Source organism: Ensifer sp. D2-11 (assembly GCF_054161295.1).
In genome coordinates, this window is record NZ_CP096433.1 from 1,706,559 (window position 1) to 1,726,046 (window position 19,488).

15 protein-coding genes and 2 pseudogenes are annotated in these 19,488 nt (G+C 62.4%); 2 read left to right on the forward strand and 15 right to left on the reverse strand.

Annotated features, from left to right (window positions below):
* Positions 1 to 5: 5 nt before the first annotated feature.
* Genes M1D34_RS08240 through cysG form a run of 3 tightly spaced genes read right to left on the reverse strand, consistent with a single transcriptional unit; the run spans position 6 to position 3,479 of the window.
* Positions 6 to 1,679, reverse strand: a complete 1,674-nt coding sequence (locus tag M1D34_RS08240) for a nitrite/sulfite reductase (protein WP_003537444.1) — start codon at positions 1,677 to 1,679, stop codon at positions 6 to 8.
* 14 nt (positions 1,680 to 1,693) lie between these two features.
* A complete protein-coding gene (locus M1D34_RS08245) occupies positions 1,694 to 2,011 on the reverse strand; it encodes a DUF2849 domain-containing protein (protein WP_003537445.1) in 318 nt (105 codons plus the stop codon).
* A gap of 10 nt (positions 2,012 to 2,021) precedes the next feature.
* A complete protein-coding gene (gene cysG, locus M1D34_RS08250; protein WP_498781566.1) occupies positions 2,022 to 3,479 on the reverse strand; it encodes a siroheme synthase CysG in 1,458 nt (485 codons plus the stop codon).
* A 223-nt stretch (positions 3,480 to 3,702) separates the two neighbouring features.
* Between cysG and M1D34_RS08255 the strand changes: the two genes are divergently transcribed.
* Together M1D34_RS08255 and mazG are read left to right on the forward strand one after the other, a co-directional pair.
* The gene (locus M1D34_RS08255; RefSeq protein WP_127638893.1) at positions 3,703 to 4,290 is read left to right on the forward strand and encodes a deaminase; all 588 of its coding nucleotides are present in this window, start codon (positions 3,703 to 3,705) and stop codon (positions 4,288 to 4,290) included.
* 3 nt (positions 4,291 to 4,293) lie between these two features.
* The gene (mazG, locus tag M1D34_RS08260; RefSeq protein WP_003537451.1) at positions 4,294 to 5,127 is read left to right on the forward strand and encodes a nucleoside triphosphate pyrophosphohydrolase; all 834 of its coding nucleotides are present in this window, start codon (positions 4,294 to 4,296) and stop codon (positions 5,125 to 5,127) included.
* A gap of 178 nt (positions 5,128 to 5,305) precedes the next feature.
* Here the strand turns inward: mazG and M1D34_RS08265 are convergent.
* From M1D34_RS08265 to dusB, 12 genes and pseudogenes are all read right to left on the reverse strand, one after another.
* Positions 5,306 to 5,413: pseudogene (locus tag M1D34_RS08265) on the reverse strand (GIY-YIG nuclease family protein); the annotation flags it as partial.
* Positions 5,414 to 5,434: 21 nt separating this feature from the next.
* Positions 5,435 to 6,598 (reverse strand): IS4-like element ISRm16 family transposase, encoded by a 1,164-nt coding sequence (locus tag M1D34_RS08270; protein ID WP_498781710.1) that lies wholly within the window; start codon positions 6,596 to 6,598, stop codon positions 5,435 to 5,437.
* A gap of 114 nt (positions 6,599 to 6,712) precedes the next feature.
* Positions 6,713 to 6,901 (reverse strand): annotated as a pseudogene (locus tag M1D34_RS08275) (GIY-YIG nuclease family protein); the annotation flags it as partial.
* A 929-nt stretch (positions 6,902 to 7,830) separates the two neighbouring features.
* On the reverse strand, positions 7,831 to 9,228 hold the full coding sequence (gene hflX, locus M1D34_RS08280; protein ID WP_015241154.1) for a GTPase HflX: 1,398 nt from the start codon (positions 9,226 to 9,228) through the stop codon (positions 7,831 to 7,833).
* A 6-nt stretch (positions 9,229 to 9,234) separates the two neighbouring features.
* Entirely contained in the window at positions 9,235 to 9,477 is a 243-nt protein-coding gene (gene hfq / locus M1D34_RS08285; RefSeq protein WP_003535434.1) for an RNA chaperone Hfq, read from the reverse strand.
* 100 nt (positions 9,478 to 9,577) lie between these two features.
* On the reverse strand, positions 9,578 to 10,441 hold the full coding sequence (locus M1D34_RS08290; protein WP_498781570.1) for a D-amino-acid transaminase: 864 nt from the start codon (positions 10,439 to 10,441) through the stop codon (positions 9,578 to 9,580).
* 11 nt (positions 10,442 to 10,452) lie between these two features.
* Positions 10,453 to 11,829 (reverse strand): Trk system potassium transporter TrkA, encoded by a 1,377-nt coding sequence (gene trkA, locus M1D34_RS08295; RefSeq protein ID WP_498781572.1) that lies wholly within the window; start codon positions 11,827 to 11,829, stop codon positions 10,453 to 10,455.
* 54 nt (positions 11,830 to 11,883) lie between these two features.
* Positions 11,884 to 13,248: a two-component system response regulator NtrX gene (ntrX, locus tag M1D34_RS08300; RefSeq protein ID WP_003535439.1), complete on the reverse strand. Its 1,365-nt coding sequence runs from the start codon at positions 13,246 to 13,248 to the stop codon at positions 11,884 to 11,886.
* Positions 13,238 to 15,553 (reverse strand): two-component system sensor histidine kinase NtrY, encoded by a 2,316-nt coding sequence (gene ntrY / locus M1D34_RS08305; protein WP_013844315.1) that lies wholly within the window; start codon positions 15,551 to 15,553, stop codon positions 13,238 to 13,240. The genes ntrX and ntrY overlap by 11 nt, the downstream gene beginning before the upstream one ends.
* 179 nt (positions 15,554 to 15,732) lie before the next feature.
* Positions 15,733 to 17,187: a nitrogen regulation protein NR(I) gene (gene ntrC, locus M1D34_RS08310; RefSeq protein WP_003535443.1), complete on the reverse strand. Its 1,455-nt coding sequence runs from the start codon at positions 17,185 to 17,187 to the stop codon at positions 15,733 to 15,735.
* Entirely contained in the window at positions 17,184 to 18,332 is a 1,149-nt protein-coding gene (locus M1D34_RS08315) for a two-component system sensor histidine kinase NtrB (RefSeq protein WP_127541065.1), read from the reverse strand. The genes ntrC and M1D34_RS08315 overlap by 4 nt, the downstream gene beginning before the upstream one ends.
* On the reverse strand, positions 18,329 to 19,357 hold the full coding sequence (dusB, locus tag M1D34_RS08320) for a tRNA dihydrouridine synthase DusB (RefSeq protein ID WP_498781576.1): 1,029 nt from the start codon (positions 19,355 to 19,357) through the stop codon (positions 18,329 to 18,331). The genes M1D34_RS08315 and dusB overlap by 4 nt, the downstream gene beginning before the upstream one ends.
* Between the last annotated feature and the right edge of the window lie 131 nt (positions 19,358 to 19,488).

Below are 19,488 nucleotides of genomic sequence, written 5' to 3' on the forward strand. Positions count from 1 at the left end.
TTGGATCACGCGGCTGCCTGGGCACCGCCGCCATAGAGCGCATCCTTGAAAGGCTGCGGCCCCACCCGGCGATAGGCTTCGAGGAAGGTCTCCGACTTGTCCCGGCGCAAGCCGAGATAGGTATCGACGATCGTCTCCACCGCGTCGGTCACTCTTTCTGGCTCGAAGCCGCGACCGATGATCTCGCCGATCGATGTATGTTCGTCGCCGGAGCCGCCGAGCGTGATCTGATAGAGCTCCGCGCCCTTCTTTTCGACGCCCAGAAGACCGATATGGCCGACGTGATGGTGCCCGCAGGCATTGATGCAGCCGGAAATCTTGATCTTGAGCTCGCCGATTTCGGCCTGCCGCTCGGGCGAGCCGAAACGGTTCGAAATCTCCTGGGCGACCGGAATCGAGCGTGCATTGGCAAGCGCACAGTAGTCGAGCCCCGGACAGGCAATGATGTCGGTGATCAGCCCCGCATTGGCGGTGGCGAGGCCGGCGGCGACCAGGGCGCGGTAGACAGGCTCGAGGTCGGCAAGCGCCACATGCGGCAGGATCAGGTTCTGCTCATGGCTGACGCGGATCTCGTCGAAGGCATATTCCTCGGCGATATCGGCGACCGCATCCATCTGTTCGTGGCTCGCGTCGCCCGGAATGCCGCCGATCGGCTTCAGAGAGATCGTCACCATGCCGTAGTCGGGATGCTTGTGCGGCTGGACGTTCTGGTGCACCCAGCGGGCAAATTCCGGATCGGCCTTCTTCCAGCGGGCGAGACTGCCCCAGCCCTCCGGCCGGTTCGGCAGCGTCGCGGGCGCAAAATAGGCAGCGATCGCCTGGATATCCGCGTCCGGCAGCTTCAGTTCCGTGTCCTTCAGATTGGCGAATTCGAGCTCCACCTGACGGGCCAGTTCCTCGGCACCGGTTTCATGAACCAGGATCTTGATGCGCGCCTTGTACTTGTTGTCGCGGCGACCATGGAGGTTGTAAACGCGCATGATCGCGGTCGTGTAGGAGAGCAGATCCTCTTCCGGCAGGAAGTCGCGGATCTTCTTGGCGATCAGCGGCGTGCGGCCCTGCCCGCCGCCGACATAGACGGCAAAGCCAAGCTTGCCGTTCTCGTCCTTCTTCAGGTGCAGGCCGATGTCATGCACCTGAATGGCGGCGCGGTCGCGCTCGGCGCCGGTCACGGCGATCTTGAACTTGCGCGGCAGGAACGAGAACTCCGGATGGACGCTCGACCATTGCCTGAGGATTTCGGCATAGGGGCGCGGGTCGGCGACTTCGTCAGCCGCGGCACCGGCGAAATGGTCCGCCGTCACGTTGCGAATGCAGTTGCCGGAGGTCTGCAGCGCGTGCATCTCCACGCTTGCCAGTTCCTGAAGGATATCAGGCGTGTCGGAAAGGCGCGGCCAGTTGTACTGGATGTTCTGGCGGGTCGTGAAATGTCCGTAGCCGCGGTCATATTTGCGGGCGATATGGGCGAGCATCCGCATTTGCCGGCTCGAGAGCGTACCATAGGGAATGGCGACGCGGAGCATATAGGCATGGAGCTGCAGATAGACGCCGTTCATCAGGCGCAGCGGCTTGAACGCATCCTCCGCGAGTTCACCGGACAGTCGCCGCTGGACCTGGTCGCGGAACTGCTCGACGCGTGCGGAAACGAAGGCGTGGTCGAATTCGTCGTAACGATACATGGCTTCTCAGGTCCTCAGGCAGCAACATTCTTCGGGCCCGCAAGCCCGCTGTATCCAGGAGCGTAGGGGATCGACGGCCCTTCGGCACGGATCCGCTCACGCATGCGCAACGGCCGCAGCGTACCGTCTACTTCCTCGACGTCGATAACGTTGACGTCCACCACTTTATTCTCGTCGAACGAGCGCTTTCCGGTCGCCTCCAGGGCCGCGACGGCCTCCGCATGGCGAGCGACGAAGGCATCCTGCAACGACTCCACCCAATTGCCGGAAGCGTCGAGCCAGACGGAGATGCCATCCGCCAGACGGTTTGCCGTCAGAACCTTTTCCACCATCGCGTCGTCCTCAATTCCAGATCTGTTCGGTGCGTTTCGCTGAAACTTTGCCGGCACCGCTATACTTGGTGCGGCCGGCCGCCAGCGGCTCGGACCGCTCGAAATTCGCGCCCGCAACCGCTTCGCCGATGATCACCATGACCGGCCCGTCCAGTTCCGTGCGGGCCTCGAGGTCCGGCAGATCGCGGAGCGTTCCGTGCAGGAGACGGCGCTCGGCACGGCTCGCATTCTCGATCACCGCGACGGTCGTGTCCTGCGGCAGACCGGCCTGCATGAGCCGCGAGGCGACGGAGGCCGCAACGGTGCGGCCCATATAGACGGCAATCGTCGCGCCGGAAACCGCCAGTCGCGCCCAATCGGGAAGAACGCTGCCTGTCAGATCGTGCCCCGTCGTGAAAACCAGCGACGATGCCACGCCGCGCAGCGTCAGCGGCAGTTCGAAATCGGCGGCCGCGGCAAAGGCGGATGTGATCCCCGGCACCACCTCGTAGCTGATGCCGGCTTCACGCAGTGCCGCCATTTCCTCGCCTGCCCGGCCGTAGACCAGAGGGTCGCCGGACTTCAGCCGCACGACGCGCTTGCCTTCGCCGGCAAGCTTCACCAGCAACTGATTGATCTCGTCCTGCGACTTGGTATGGCAGCCCTTGCGCTTGCCGACCGAAAGCCGCTCGGCGTCGCGGCGGCCCATGTCGACGATCGCTTGCGGCACCAGCGCATCATAAACGATGGCGTCCGCTTCCATCATCACGCGCTGCGCCCGGAGCGTCAGCAGGTCTTCGGCGCCCGGTCCGGCGCCGACCAGCCACACATGGCCGGCCACGCCCCCCGCGACATCCAGAAGCTTCGAGGCCTCGCGGCGCGCGGATGCAAGATCGCCGAGCGCTACTTGATCCGCCACAGGGCCCGAGAAGAAGCGGCGCCAGAAGACACGCCGCGCGACGCCGCGCGGCACGAGGCGGTCGACGGCGTCGCGATAGCTCGCAGCCAAAGAGGCAACGATACCCAAGGACGGCGACAACAATTGATCGATCTGCGCGCGGATCATCTGCGCCAGAACCGGCCCTGCCCCTTCGGTGCCGATCGCAACTGCGACGGGCGCCCGGTTGACGAGTGCCGGCGTGAGGAAATCGCAATAGTCCGGCTGATCCACGGCATTTGCGGGGATTTTCCGCTCGCGCGCCGCAGTCACGACAACGCGGTCAAGCGCCGCATCGCCGGTTGCGGCAAAGACGAGGACGGAGCCTTCGACCTGATGAGCCCCAAAGGGTTCGCGCACGGTCTCGATATTGTTGGCATCCAGAAAAGCCTCGAATGCCGGTTCCGGGCGATCCGCATAGGCGACGATGCGCGCCTCGGTGTTCAGCAGCAACCGCACCTTGGCGAAGGCCTCGTCCCCATTGCCGAACACCGCCACGCTTTTCTGCGCGACGCGAAAGAATGCCGGAAAGACGGACAATTTCTGCGACATAACGAGGGGACGGCTCCTTTTGCAGGCTGCGGCGAATATCCCCTATAGGCCGCAACATTTGAAGGAACAGAAATTTCAATGCTTTTCCGGTCACGTATTGTTTTGCTCGACAGCCAATCTTTTTGAGCAAATATCTCCGGGACCCTGATCCGCCCGTTGGCTCGGCCATTGCGCCGATCGGCCGACCTCCGTTAAATGCCGGCTCAAAGCAGGAGACCGAGACATGAAAAAGACCGAACTGGCAGAGCGCCTGCTGACCGTCATCGAAGAGGACATACTGCCGCTCACCGAGAAGGGCGTAGCCGACGGCAACAAGGTGTTCGGCGCCGCTATCCTGCGCAAGTCCGACCTGTCGCTGGTGCTGGCCGAAACCAATAACGAGACCGAGAACCCGCTGTGGCATGGCGAGGTGCACACGCTCAAGCGCTTCTACGAGATGGCCGAGACGCCGGACACGCGCGAGCTGATCTTCCTCTCGACGCATGAGCCCTGCTCCATGTGTCTCTCGGCGATCACCTGGGCAGGTTTCGATAACTTCTACTATTTCTTCAGCCACGAGGATTCGCGCGACAGCTTCGCTATCCCGCATGACCTGAAAATCCTGAAGGAGGTTTTTCGCCTCGAACCGGGCGGCTACGCCCGGCAGAATGCGTTCTGGCAATCGGCATCCATCGCGGCACTGATGCAGGAGGCCGATCCGGAAACGCGGCAGCGGCTCAGCGGCCAGGACGCCCGCATCCGGGCACGCTACGATCGTCTGTCCGATACCTATCAGGCGAGCAAAGACACCAACGCCATACCGCTGAATTGAGCCATGGAAGCTTCCCGCGACATTCAACGCCTGCTCGACATCATGGCCGCGCTCCGCGATCCGGAGACGGGCTGCCCCTGGGATATCGTGCAGACCTTCGAGACGATCCGGCCTTATACGATCGAAGAGGCCTATGAGGTCGCCGACGCGATCGAGCGTCATGATATGGACGACCTGTGCGACGAACTCGGCGACCTTTTGCTGCAGGTGGTCTTTCACGCACGCATGGCCGAGGAGGCCGGCGCGTTTTCCTTCGGTGACGTCGTCGAAGCCATCACGCGCAAGATGATCCGCCGCCATCCGCATGTCTTCGCCCGCTCCGACGCCGACACCGCCGAGGCGGTGAAGCTGCAATGGGAAGAGATCAAGCAGGCCGAGAAGGCCGACCGGCGGCAACGGCGCCTGCAGCGCGGCGTGTCGCAAGAGGAGCATGCTGGCCATCTCGGCTCGATCCAGCGCAGTTTTCCGGCGCTGGTCGAGGCGCTGAAGCTGCAGGAACGGGCGGCAAAGGTCGGCTTCGACTGGTCCGAGCCGGAGCCGATCCTCGACAAGGTCGAGGAGGAAATCGGCGAGCTGCGGCAGGCACTTAAAGACGGTGACCTCGGGAAGGTCGCGGACGAGCTCGGCGACCTGATCTTCGCGCTCGTCAATATCGGCCGCCATGTCGGCACCGATCCGGAAATGGCGCTGCGCGGCACCAATACCAAGTTCCGGCGCCGTTTCGGCCACATAGAGAAGGAACTGGAAGCCGGAGGCGAAACGCTCGATGCGGCGTCGCTGGAGCGCATGGAAGAACTCTGGCAGGCGGCGAAGGCTATCGAAAGGCAGCTGACGTAGGCTCGTGCGTTACCCGCTGTGTCTATGCTATTCCTCATCCCTGCCCGTCAAGGAATCCAGCCGGGCGAAATCCTTGGGCTGAAAAGACTCACCCGCGCCGCAGACGCGGCGCTGCTCTCATCCCTGTGACGATAACAGGGATGAGAGTGGAGCGGGTGAGGTCCCTCGGCGCGTTTCGTAAGCCGTGAAGATAGTGAGAGATGTCTTCCCATTCGGGGTTCAGTTCCTCTATCAAATTGAGCTTCCACTTCCTCGGCCATTTCTTCATCGTCTTCTCCCGCATGATGCAGGGCTGTCCGGGGAAAATTCATGCATAGTGGAAGACCATTTGGTTTGGGATGGTCCGGGGTTTTGGTCGGCTTGGATTGACCTGCGGCGGCTTGTGGATTTCGGCGATGCTTTTGCGCTGGAACAGGCACTGGGTGACGAGGTCGGTGAAGCGCAGGATCGGTAGAGGGACGCGGGCGAGGCGGGCGGCGATGCGCAACAGTGCATAGGCGATCATCGCCGCGAAGATCTGCAGGCGGATGGCGTTGTCGTTGTTGCCGAGGAACTTGCGGATCTTGAGGTGCTGTTTGATCCAGCGGAACAGAAGCTCGATCTGCCAGCGATCCTTATAGAGCTGGCCGATCTCGACGGCGGAGCGCTCGAGGTCGTTGGTCAGAAGCGTGATCGTATCGCCGTCCTGGCGCTTGACGATTACCCGGCGCAAGCCGATCGGCAGCTTGGAATCGCCCTTGCTGGCGAGGCTGACCTGGCTGTCTTCGAGGACCAGGAAGCCATCGCCTTGAGGTTGCTCAACGGGGCGTTCAGCGACCAAAGCCAGTCCCATGTTGGTCTTCGGCCGGGTGACGAAACTGGCGCCGGCTTCGGCGATCGCCGTCCACCAGCCGTAATGGCAGTAGCCCTTGTCGAAGGCATAGGTTGCGCCCTTTTCGATGGTGATCGTGCGGCCGATCTGGGCGTCGTTGACGTTGGCGTCGGTGATGTCGAGGATGCCTGGACAATCGGCCTTGGGATCATAGACGACATGCAGCTTCATGCCGCGGATGCGGCCGTTCGACTTGGCCCAATCGTACAGCTTACCCAGCGGGATCGGGGTCGAATCGATCAGCCGCAGCATCTTGGTGCCCTCCCGGCGCGTCTGCCGGTCGAGCTGACCGGCCAGAAGCGCGAAGGTCTCGGCGAAGACGGCGACCGGGCGGCGGCGGTTGGCGTCCGACAGCGTCGAGCGCATCAGCCGGCCACTGCCGAGATGGTAATGATGCTGACTGTTGGCGTTGAAGCTCGCCTCCAACCCGCGCAGGCTGGTCGTGGCGCTCAACTGGGCATAGATCAGTGCCACCAGATGATCCCAGCTGGTAAAGCACTTGTCGTAGGCATCCCCGGCATGACGATCCACAATCGCCTGAAAGCTGCGGCGATCAATCGCTTTCAGCAGCTGGGCGAAAATGCTAGGGGTGAACCGCATGCTCCGTCTCCTTTTCTGAGTCTCGACAACCAGAAAATAGACGGAAAAACGCCGTCTGACGGGGCATGCGCCTGCGACATTTCGATTCACCCGGAACTTTCCCCGGACAGCCCTGCGCATGATGGCGGAAGTCAGCAGGTCGAACTCCTCGAACCACACCAATGTCTTCACGCCGTATCTGGATGTGAATCCAGGCGTCAGATCATTCTGGTGCTCGAGGAGGCGGCGCGGCAGGTCACGGGTCACGCCCGTATACAGTGTTCCGTTTCGCTTCGATGCGAGAATGTAGACGTAACCTTTCATTGCGTAACAGGTTGAACATTCCCTCGCGTATTCGCAAGCGAAAGCTGCATCGGCCTTACATACCACAATCCCTCATTCCTGTGCCTGTCACAGGAATCCCACCAGGCCAAGTCATTGGGCTGGAAAGGACTTTCCCGCGCCGCAGACGCGGCGCTGCTGGATCCCTGTGACGAGCACAGGGATGAGGGTGGAGCGGGTGCGGTCCCTCGGAATAGTTCTTATAGGTGCGCGGATATCAAAGATATGGCGCGCAGTCCCCAAACGAGGTTGCGGGAGCGCCCGTGCTTCCCCGCCTCCCTCATTCCTGTGCTCGTCACAGGAATCCAGCCAGACCAAGTCAATGGGCTGAAAAGACTCACCCGCGCCGCAGACGCGGCGCTGCTGGATCCCTGTGACGAGCACAAGGATGAGGGTGGAGCGGGTCCCGATCCCTCGGAATAGTTCTCATAGGTGCGCGGATATCAAAGAGATGGCGCGCAGTCCCCAAACGAGGTTTGCGGCAGCGCCCGTGCATCCCGCCTCCCTCATTCCTGTGCCTGTCACAGGAATCCAGCCAGACCAAGTCATTGGGCTGGAAAGACTCTTCCGCGCCGCAGACGCGGCGCTGCTGGATGCCTGTGACGAGCACAGGGATGAGGGGAGAGAGGGTCCCGGTCCCTCGGAATACTTCTCATGGGCCGTGCGGAAGGAGATGGCGCGCAGTCCCCAAACGAGGTTGCGGGAGCGCCCGTGCATCCCCGCCTCCCTCATTCCTGTACCTGTCACAGGAATCCAGCCAGACCAAGTCCTTGGGCTGAAAAGACTCAGCCGCGCCGCAGACGCGGCGCTGCTCTCATCCCTGTGACGAGCACAGGGATGAGGGGGAGAGGGTGCGGTCCACTCTTATAACCTGTGCGGAAAGTCAGGAAATGGCGCAACACTCCTGGCTGCTACCAATCCTCTTCGACGGCCTTCGGGCCGTTGCCCAGCCGCCTCTCGAGCTCCGTGGCCTCTCCCTCCGTCAGACGCAGGTCAAGGCTCACGCGTCCATCCTCGAGGTCTTCGCGGCCATCGACGATCGCATGCTGGTAGACCCAAGGCAGCAACTGCAGCTGATCGAGACCCAGAACGACGGTGCACTCGGTCATGACGCCCGAAAGACGCCGGCCTATTTCAGTGAGAAGATCGTCGACACCTTCGCCTGTCATGGCCGAAACGGCGACCGTGTTGTCGGCGCTCGCGGCCTTCTTCACCAGCGCTTCGCGCACTTCCGGCTCGACCTTGTCGATCTTGTTCCAGACCTCGACAATGCGCTCGGCACCCTCCTTCTCGTCGATGCCGAGATCGGCCAGGATGCGCAGCACGTCGCTTGCCTGGGCCTGATTGTCCGGATCGGACAGGTCGCGCACATGCAGGACCAGGTCGGCCTCGAGTACCTCTTCCAGCGTCGCCCGGAAGGCGGCGACCAGATGCGTCGGCAGATCGGAAATGAAGCCGACGGTGTCGGAGAGGATGACCATACGCCCATGCGGCAGTTTCAACCGCCTCAGCGTCGGATCCAGCGTCGCGAAGAGCATGTCTTCGGCGAGCACGCCGGCCCCGGTCATCCGGTTGAAGAGCGTCGATTTGCCCGCGTTCGTATAGCCTACGAGCGCGACGATCGGATGCGGCACCTTCTTGCGCTTCGACCGGTGAAGCTGGCGCGTGCGCCGCACCTGCTCCAACTCGCGCTCCAGCTTGACGATCCTGTCCTGCAGCAGCCGGCGGTCGGCCTCGATCTGCGTTTCGCCGGGCCCGCCCATGAAACCCGCGCCGCCACGCTGCCGTTCGAGGTGCGTCCAGCTGCGAACCAGGCGGCCCTTCTGATAATTGAGATGTGCGAGATCGACCTGCAGCGTGCCCTCCCTGGTGGAGGCACGCCGGCCGAAGATTTCCAGAATGAGGCCGGTGCGGTCGATGACCTTGGCGTTCCATTCCTTCTCGAGATTGCGCTGCTGGACAGGCGTCAGCGGGTGATCGACGATCACGAGCCCCGCATCCTTCTCGCTCAGGACGTGACCGATCTCCTCGATCTTGCCGGTGCCGAGCAGCGTGCCCGGTTTTGGCTGGGCGACGGGAACGATCATGCCGTGAACGACGTCCAGGTCGATGGCGAGAGCCAGGCCCGTCGCCTCCTCCAGCCGGCTTTCGTCCGAACGCGTGGCGGGCTGCGCAACGATGTCGGCAGAAGCCTTCCCGGTCTTTTTCAGGATCGGAACGACGACGACGGCACGCGAATCATCGCGGAGCCTCTCGAGCTCCGGAATGATCGACGACGATTTTGAATCACGCTTGGTAATGTTCCTCACATCCCGTCAGGAGGCAGCTTCCTCATTCTCGAACATCTGCAACGGCTGGCCCGGCATGATCGTCGAGATGGCGTGCTTGTAGACGAGCTGAGAATGACCGTCGCGGCGCAGCAGCACACAGAAATTGTCAAACGATGTTACGACACCCGTCAGCTTGACGCCGTTGATGAGGAATATGGTCAAAGAAATCTTTTGCTTGCGGACCGTGTTGAGAAAGAGATCCTGCAAGTTTTGAGAACGTTCCGCCATCGCGCCGCTACTTTCTTATTTGCCGGCGTTCTGGCGCCGGTGCATTTTGTTAATTTTTAAGGTGTCACGTACGATCCCGGCACCTCCGCAGGGTTTGGTATCAAATCACCGTCTTTTCCGCAATGTCGAAAAAGGCCTCGCGAATATTCTGTGCTATGCTTCCTGGATGACCGTTGCCGATCGTCTTTCCGTCGACGGAAACGACGGGAAAGCAGATGCTGGTAGCAGCGGTGATGAAGACCTCCCGCGCTGCGAGCATTTCTTCCACGGAGAAGGCCGTCTCCTCGATCGCAAGGCCCAGCGGCTTGGCCACGTCCATCAGGGTGGTGCGGGTCACGCCGCGCAGAATGCCACTTTCCGCCGGGCGGGTGCGTAACGTCCCTTCGCGGTCCACGATCCATACATTCGTCGCCGCCCCCTCTTTGACCATGCCGTCCACGTCGACGAAGATCGCCTCCTGCGCGCCCGCTTCCTTCGCCTGCTGACGGGCAAGCACATTCGGGAGAAGGCCGACGCTCTTGATATCGACGCGATCCCACCGGTTCTCCGGCACCGTTATCGCCGATATGCCCTCGGCATTCTTCCGGGCGATCGCCCCGGGATCCGTGCGCTTGGCGGTGACGACGATCGACGGCGGCGTGTCCGCATCAGGGAAAACATGATCCCGCCGCGCGACGCCGCGGGTCACCTGCAGATAGAAGAGCCCGTTGCGGACCCTGTTTCGGCGCAGCACCTCCCGGATGACATGGACGAGCGCCGCACGGCTCATCGGCCAGCCTATCCTGAGCTCGCCCAGGGACCGCCCGAGGCGATCGAGGTGACGGGTCAGGTCGATGATGAAGCCGTGCCGCACCTCGCAGACCTCGTAGACGCCGTCGGCAAACTGGTAACCCCGGTCCTCGACGTGAATGGCGGCTTCGGCGTGCTGGACGTAAGTACCGTTGACATAGGCGATTCTCGGCATGGCTGAGGCCCTCAGAAATATTGAATGCTCACGCGGAAGAGCTGTTCGACATCGCGGACGGTCTCGGCGGCCGCGAGGAGGACCACGCGGTCCTTCGCCTTGATCCGCGTGTTGCCGTCTGGGCGCACATAGGCTTTGTCGCGATAGAGCGCGCCGATGCGGATACCCTCCGGCAATTCGAGCTCGCGCAGCGCCTTGCCGACCAGCGGAGAGGTTTCGAGCGCCTCTGCCTCGATCACCTCCGCCATGCCGTTCTGCACCGCGTAGACCGACCGGATGCGGCCCTTTCGCACGTGCTGCAGCACACGCGAGATGGTGACGGCGCGCGGATTGATATAGGCGTCGACGCCGGCGGCGCCGGCGAAGTCCTGATAGGCCGGTTCGTTGATCAGCACGAGGGTCGACTTCGCTCCAAGCCTCCTGGCAAGCATGCTCCCGAGGATGTTGATCTGGTCGTTATTCGTCAGCGCGACGACGAGATCCGCCTCCTGGACATCCGCTTGCGCCAGGATCCGCTGATCCATGGCCGAGCCGTGGAGGACCACCGTGCTGTTGAGCTTGTCGGCGACGAGCACGGCGCGATCCCGGTCGTTTTCGACGAGTTTCACCCGCATGCGCGGCTGCTGTTCCTCGATCGTTCGCGCGACGAAATAGCCGATATTGCCGGCGCCGAGGATGATGATCCGCCGCGCCTCCTGTTCTTCATGGCCGAAGAGCGCCAGCGTGCGGCGGGCATGGTCGCGGTCGCAGACCACATAGGCGAGATCGCCGGTCTTCAACTGGTCGGAGGAATGCGGAACGATCAGCTTACCGTCCCGGAAGATACCGGTCACGGTCGCGTGCAGATCGGGAAAGAGCTCGCTCAATTGCTGCAGCGGCGTGTCGACGACGGGGCAGTCTTCCATACATTCGATCGCAACCATCGCGATCCGATCGTCCGCGAAGCGCACCACGTCGGTGGCGCCGGGAAAGGATATGCGGCGAAGTACGAGCCGCCCTACCTCGATTTCCGGAGAGATCGTCACGTCGATCGGGACGTTCTCGCGCGAAAAGAGGTCGGAATATTCGGGCGCAAGATAGCTCTGCGCGCGGATGCGGGCGACCTTGGTCGGTACGTTGTAAATCGCATGGGCTACTTCGCAGGCGACGATGTTGACCTCATCGTACAGCGTTACCGCGATGAGCATGTCGGCCTGGTCGGCGCCCGCCTTCGCCAGTACATCCGGATGTGCCCCGTGGCCGACGTAACCACGCACGTCCAGCGTCTCGGTTATGTAGGCAATCAGCGCGGCCGACGTGTCGATCACCGAAACGTCGTTATTCTCGCGCGACAGCCGCTCGGCGATGCCGTAACCGACCTGCCCTGCCCCGCATATGATCACCTTCATTGCTATTCCTTACGTATGGGACGGATCTGCCGATGGCTCGTTATGGGTTTCTGATCACACGCCCAACGATTTCAGCTTGCGATGAAGGGCGGAGCGCTCCATTCCGACGAATTCGGCGGTGCGCGAGATATTGCCGCCGAAGCGATTGATCTGGGCGATCAGATAATCGCGTTCGAACATCTCGCGAGCCTCCCGCAGCGGCAGGGTCATGATGTGCTGATCGCCCTGCGCCGAGATCTTCGGCAGGGTGTCCCCAACCTCGTTCGGCAGCATGTCGGCGGTGATCGGCGTATCGGGACCGTCGCTGCGCGCAAGGATCATCAGGCGCTCGATGTTGTTGCGCAGCTGGCGGATATTGCCGGGCCAATCATGCGCCTGCAGCACGGCCAGCGCATCCTCGCCGATCTTGCGCGGACGGATGCCGGCCTGTTCGCTTACCTGTCGCATGAACATGTCGACCAGGAAAGGAATGTCCTCGCGCCGCTCCGCAAGAGCGGGAACGCGCACCGGAATGACGGCGAGCCGGTGATACAGGTCCTCGCGGAACAGGCCCTCGGTGATCATGTTCTCGAGATTGTAGGCGGTCGAGGAGATGATGCGGACATCGACCTTGACGCGCTTGGAGCCGCCGACCCGCTCGAACTGCTGGTCGACGAGGACGCGCAGGATCTTGTTCTGCGTTTCGCGCGGCATTTCGCCGACCTCGTCCAGGTAGAGGATGCCGCCGTGGGCCTCCTCGAGTGCACCCGTTCGACGCGGCTGCCCCGTCGTTCCTTCGGTACCGAAAAGCGCGATCTCCATTCTGTCGGGCGTGATCGCAGCCGCATTGAGAGCCACGAAGGGACCGTTGGCACGCGCGGACTTGCGATGGATCATCCGCGCGACGAGTTCCTTGCCGGAGCCGGACGGTCCCTGGATCATGATACGGCTGTTGGTGGGCGCCACTTTCTCGATCATCTGGCGCAGCTGCGACACGGCAACGGAGGTTCCGATCAGTTCCACCGGATCGCCCGACTTCCGTCTCAGCTCTGAGTTTTCGCGCTTGAGCTTGGAATTCTCGAGCGCCCGCTCGGCGATCAGGATCAGCCGGTCGGCCTTGAACGGCTTCTCGATGAAATCATAGGCTCCGCGCTTGATCGCGGAAACGGCGGTTTCGATGTTGCCGTGACCTGAGATCATCACCACCGGCAAGTCGGGGTGCCGGTTCTTGATCTCGTCGAGCAGTGCCAGGCCGTCGAGCTTGCTTCCCTGCATCCAGATGTCCAGGAAGATCAGGCGCGGCACACGGTCGTTGATCGCCGCGAGAGCGCTCTCGCTGTCGAAAGCGGTCCGCGTTTCATGGCCCTCGTCCGAAAGGATTCCCGAGACGATCTCGCGAATATCCTCCTCGTCATCCACAACCAGAATATCAGCCGCCATTGGTATTACCCTTATCCTTCAAATTATCTTCGCCCCCGGTCTCGCCGGCGGGCGGCAGAACCACCCGGATCATCGCCCCGGCGCCACCGTCGAAGTCCGGCGGTGCGTCGTGCAGTTCCAGTTGCCCGCCGTGGTCCTCTATGATCTTCTTGACGATAGCGAGGCCGAGACCGGTGCCCTTATCCCGCATCGTCATGTACGGCTCCAGAATTCGGTGCCGGTTCTCGGTCGGAAGCCCCTTGCCGTTGTCGATGACGTCGACCACGAAACGGCCGGTGGTATCATCGCGACGGGATCGGATGACGACTGTGGGCGCGCCTCGTGACGTTCCCGCGGGCACGGCTTCGATCGCCTCCACCGCGTTCTTGACGAGATTGCCGAATGCCTGACCCAGCATGCGGCCGTCGAACTGCCCCTCGAGCGGTTCGTCGCCGAAATCGCGGACGAAGTTGATGTGGCTGTTGCCCATCTCGCGCAGGAATACGGCGTCCTTCAGGATCGCCCGCAGGTCCGACTTCTCCTTCGTCGGCTTCGGCATCCGCGCAAAGGCGGAGAATTCGTCGACCATCCGGCCGATGTCCTCGACCTGGCGCACGATCGTTTCGGTGCACTGGTCGAAGACCGCACGGTCCTCCTGATCGATCTGCTTGCCATAGCGGCGTTTCAGCCTCTCGGCCGAGAGCTGGATCGGCGTCAGCGGGTTCTTGATCTCGTGTGCGATGCGGCGAGCGACGTCCGCCCATGCGGTGGAGCGCTGCGCGATTACCAGATCCGTGATGTCGTCGACGGTGATGACATAGGAGCCATGCGATTCGTCGCCCTCCTCCCGCGTCACCTGAACATTCATCGTGCGCTCGGTGCCGCCGCGCATGATATTGATCTGCTTGCGGTAATCGTTGCGGTAGCGGCTCTCGGCCTCGACCAGAACCGCTTCGATTTCCGGGGCCACGTCGCTGAGATTCGCTCCGATGAGCTCCGGCGCCGCCTTCTTGAGCATCCCTTCCGAAGACGGATTGAAGATGGTGATGCGGCGATCCCTGCCGACACCGATGACTGCCGCCGTCACGCCGGAGAGCACTGCCTCGATGAAGCGGCGGCGTTGGTCGACCTCGTCCTTCGCCACCAGGATCTGATCCTGCTGGGTCCGAATTTCGCTCACCATCTTGTTGAACGTGCGCGACAGGTTGCCGACGTCGCCGTCGACGGCGCGCACGGGAACGACGACGTCGAGATTGCCGGAAGCGACGCTGTCGGCGGCGCCGATCAGCTGCCGGATCGGCCGGACGATGCGGTCGGCGACCGCAATGGCCGTCCAGATCGCCGCCAGCAGCACGATCAGGGCAAAACCGATGTAAAGGACGCCGAAGGCGATCTGCAGGGAGGTCCGCCCAGCCTCGAGCGTCTTGTATTCCGCAGTGTTCTCTTCCATCAGCCGCATCGATCGCATGACTTCCGGATCGACGTTTCGGACGGTGTAAAGATAGGTGCCCGGAATGTTTTCGAGCGGAATGACGGCTCCCACCAGATTGGTCACGCCCGGAGGAATAAGCGTCGGCTGACCGGCAATGGTGCTCTTCAGTGCGTCCTGCGGGATCGCCGGCAGCGGACGATCGGTCGAAATATTGGCCTGGAGTATGGCGCTGCCGTCAGCGCGCACGAGGAATGCGCCGAGCATGCCGCGCCCCCTCGCCTGCCGTGTCATCAGCTCGACGAAGCCGGTACGGTCGAGGCTATAGAGCTGGCGATTGCGCTCCAGGTCGTTGGCCATCGACACCGTCTGACCCTGAAGGTAGCTGGCATTCTCGAGGACGTAGGCCTGCGCGACATTCAGGGAGGAACGGACGATCGCCTGCGTACGCAGCGAGAACCAGCGATCGAGGCCGACATCGAGGGTGATGCTGGCGAAGATCGCGACGAGAATCGCCGGAGTGATCGCGACGATCGAGAAGAGCGCGACGATGCGCACATGCAGGCGCGCTGCGGCTCTTCCCTTGCTGCGCGCCCTGAGCAGTCTGAATATCTCGCGAGCGATGAGGTAGATCAGGCCCACGACGAAGAGGCCGTTGATGCCGGCGCAGGCGATCACGATGTTTCTCTCGGGCCGGATCGGGGTCAGACCGAGAAGAACGAGCAGCGACAAGGTGGCGCAGATCAGGGCACCGGTGGCGAGCATAAGCCCCGGCAAGGCAAAGGAGGCTCGCCGATCCTGGGCAGCAGTGACTCCGTCCTCCGTGCCCAATGGCAAGGCCATTCCATCCACCATGAAAAGTGCTACCCCCAACCGGCGTACCGACGACACCGGCATACGCCTGCGTTTCGGACCGAGACATTGAACCTTAAAGCGCCGCGTCGCCTTTCGGATAGGCAAAACTCCCCGCCCGCACCGGTCTGATCGACCGGCTGCGACCGAGCGCCGGCGAATCGACGCTTATGCGCGGTTCAAGCAACGCATTGTGGCGAAAATGCAACGGTGTTGCATCTCAGTCAAGCGCTACGCGAGCTGCGGTACACCGAGACCCCGAGTTCGCGGATCTTCTTGCGCAGCGTATTGCGGTTTAGACCCAGGAGGTCGGCCGCCTTGATCTGGTTGCCGCGGGTCGCCGTCAGAGCCGCGAGAATCAGAGGATATTCCATTTCCGCAAGGACGCGGTCGTAAAGGCCGGAGGGCGGTAAGGCATCGCCAAAGCTCGCGAAATACTGCCGCATGTTTTCCTCGACCGCCTGCGATATCGACAGCGAGCCCGAGCGCGCCGCGGCCTTCTCGATCGGGCTGTCCGGGATCTCCGAACGCAGTTCGTTCTCGATGATTTCGCGGGTAATGACATCCTGTGGATAAAGTGCCGTCAGACGGCGAACGAGGTTCTCGAGCTCGCGCACATTGCCCGGCCAGGGATGCGCCTTCATCAATTCGAGCGCCTCCTGATCGAAGCGCTTGACGTCGAGCCCTTCCTTTTCGGCCTGCTGGACGAAATGGCGGACAAGGTCCGGGATGTCTTCGGCGCGGTCTCTCAGGGGCGGCAGACGCAGGGGCACGACATTCAGGCGATAGTAGAGGTCTTCGCGGAAAAGGCCCTGATTGATCGATTGTTTCAGGTCCTTGTTGGTGGCAGCGACGATGCGGACATCCGAGCGGATCGGCGTGCGTCCGCCGACGGTCGTATACTCGCCCTGCTGCAGCACGCGCAGGAGACGCGTCTGCGCATCCATCGGCATGTCGCCGATTTCGTCGAGGAAGAGCGTCCCCCCTTCGGCCTGCTCGAAGCGCCCGGTGGAGCGCGTCTGGGCGCCGGTGAAAGCCCCCTTCTCATGACCGAACAGTTCCGACTCGATGAGGTCGCGCGGGATCGCCGCCATGTTGATGGCGACGAAGGGGCCATTTCTCCGCTTGCCATAGTCGTGCAATGCACGGGCAACGAGTTCCTTGCCGGTGCCGGACTCGCCGGTGATCATCAGCGTGAGGTCGGTCTGCATCAGCCGCGCAAGCACGCGGTAGATTTCCTGCATGGCGGCGGAACGGCCGACCAGCGGCATCCCGTCCTGCGAATCGTCCTCGAGCTTGGAGGGCCGCCGCTTCGGTTCGGCGAGCGCCCGGCCGATGATGCCGATCAGCTCCGTCAGATCGAAAGGCTTCGGCAGATAGTCGTAAGCGCCCTTCTCCGAAGCCTTGATGGCCGTCATAAAGGTATTTTGAGCGCTCATCACGAGAACCGGCAGATCCGGCCGTGCCTTCTTGATCCGCGGCAGGAGATCGAAGGCGTTTTCATCCGGCATCACGACATCGGTCACGACCAGGTCGCCGTCGCCGGCTGCTATCCAGCGCCAGAGGGTTGCGGCATTGGAGGTGATGCGCACATCGTATCCGGCACGGCTGAGCGCCTGGTTCAGCACGGTGCGAATGGCTGCGTCGTCATCCGCGACGAGGATCGTTGCGCCCGTCATCCATTGGTTCCTTTTGTCATCGGAGTTTCGTCATCGGCCGCCAGCCCCTTGGATGCCGGCATGAGAACGCGGAAAGTCGTGCGGCTATGCTGGCTGTCGCATTCGACGATGCCGCCGTGGCCGCCGATGATCTTGGCCACAAGCGCCAGGCCGAGACCGGACCCGTTCGTCTTGGTGGTGATGAACGGGTCGAAAAGATGCGGCAGCAGATCGGGAGGGACGCCCGGACCGTTGTCATGCACGCAGAATTCCAGAGGCAGCGAGATCTTTTCGCGCGTTCCGGCGACCGAAAGGCGAATGCCCGGCCGATAGGCCGTCGTCAGCAAAATCTCGCCGTCCGCCCTGTCGCCGATCGCCTCGGCCGCGTTCTTGATCAGATTCAGGAAGACCTGAACCAACTGGTCGCGGTTCGCGAAAACCGGGGGAAGCGACGGATCGTAATGTTCCGATATCTTGATTCTCCGGGCAAAGCCGGCCTTGGCGATCGCCTTGACGTGGTCGAGCACCGCATGGATGTTGAGCGGCAGGCGGTCGACCGGGCGCTCGTCGGAGAAGACCTCCATCCGGTCTACGAGCGAGACGATGCGGTCCGTTTCGTCGCAGATCAGTCTCGTCAGGGCGCGATCCTCGTCATTGACGGAGGTTTCCAGGAGCTGCGCGGCGCCGCGAATGCCCGAAAGCGGATTCTTGATCTCGTGGGCGAGCATGGAAGCAAGGCCGGTGACGGACCGCGCTGCGGCACGGTGGGTGAGCTGGCGGTCGATCTTGTCCGCCATCGACCGTTCCTGAAAGACGATCACCACCGATCCGGGTTGCGACAGTACCGGGGCCACATAGAGGTCGACGAGCTTGTCGGCTCCAAGGCGCGGAGAGCTGAGGTCCACCCGGTACTCGTTGACCGCCGCCCGACGCTCGCGAACCTGCTCGATCAGCGTGAGGAGCGGGCTGCCGAACGGAATGAAAGCGCTGATATCGTGGCGCGCAAGATGGTTGGCGCTGGCCCCGAAGAAGGATTCGGCCTCCCAGTTCGCAAAGGCGACGAAGCCGTTCTCGTCCACCAGGATGACCGGATTCTGGATCGCGTTCAGCACGGCCATGGAAAGATCGTTGGCACCTTCCACCGGTGCCGTTGCCTTCTCGGTCATGCCGCAATCTCCTCCCTCGCCGCCGCCCCGCCGGAGCGAACAATGGCGGCTACCACGCTGTCGCGTACGAAACCCGTCTCGGTCGATGTCAGAATCGCGGCTTTCTCCGAAGCGGGAAGCTCGGGCGCGAAACGATCGAGATACCAGCCCGCATGTTTGCGGGCGGTCCGCAGCCCGACCTCCACGCCGTAGAATTCGAGCATCATCTCGTAATGCTCCGCGAATATGCGGGCGACGCCCGACGCATCCGGGTGAGCAGCAGCGCCGGCGAGAACGCCAGCATGCCACGGCCGTCCCTGGCACGATCGACCGACCATGACGGCGTCCGCGCCCGACCGACGCAGGATCTCATGCGCATCCGCAACCGAATCCACATCGCCATTGGCAATCAGCGGGATGGAGACCACCTCGCGGACGGCCCGGATCGCATCCCAATCGGCTTTGCCGTTGTAGAATTGCATGCGTGTTCGTCCGTGAATGGTGATCGCCTTCACGCCTGCCTCCTCGGCCCTTCGGGCAATCAGCGGCGCATTGATCGAATTCTCATCCCAGCCGAGGCGCATCTTGAGCGTTACCGGGACCGTGGCTGCTTTGACCGTCGCTTCGATCAGCGAAAGCGCATGATCCGGATCGCGCATCAGCGCAGATCCGGAATAGCCGCCGGTGACCTTCTTCGCGGGACAGCCCATGTTGATGTCGATGATATCGGCGCCATTGGCCTCGACGATCCTCGCCGCCTCGGCCATCCAGTGCGCTTCACGCCCGGCGAGTTGCACGATGTGCGGATCGATGCCGGAATTCTTCAGCCGCGCCCAGGATTCGGCGGCGTTACCGACCAGTTCGCGGCTCGCCACCATCTCGGTCACGACGAACCCCGCGCCGAAACGCCAGGCAAGCATGCGAAAGGGCAGATCCGTCACGCCGGACATCGGCGCGAGCGCTACGCGATTGCGGATTTCGACATTCCCGATCAGAAGCGAGGGTGAAAAAGCCGTCGAGGGCAAATGCATATCTTTCAGGCACATGAAAATCTTGCACTATTTTTAGACATTGTTCTTCTGCTTGCCAAGCCTTTTCGACGCGCGGGACAAAATTCCTCGCATGGCTGGCCATGGCAGGACCTTCGCGGTACATCACGGCGAATATTGGCGAATGC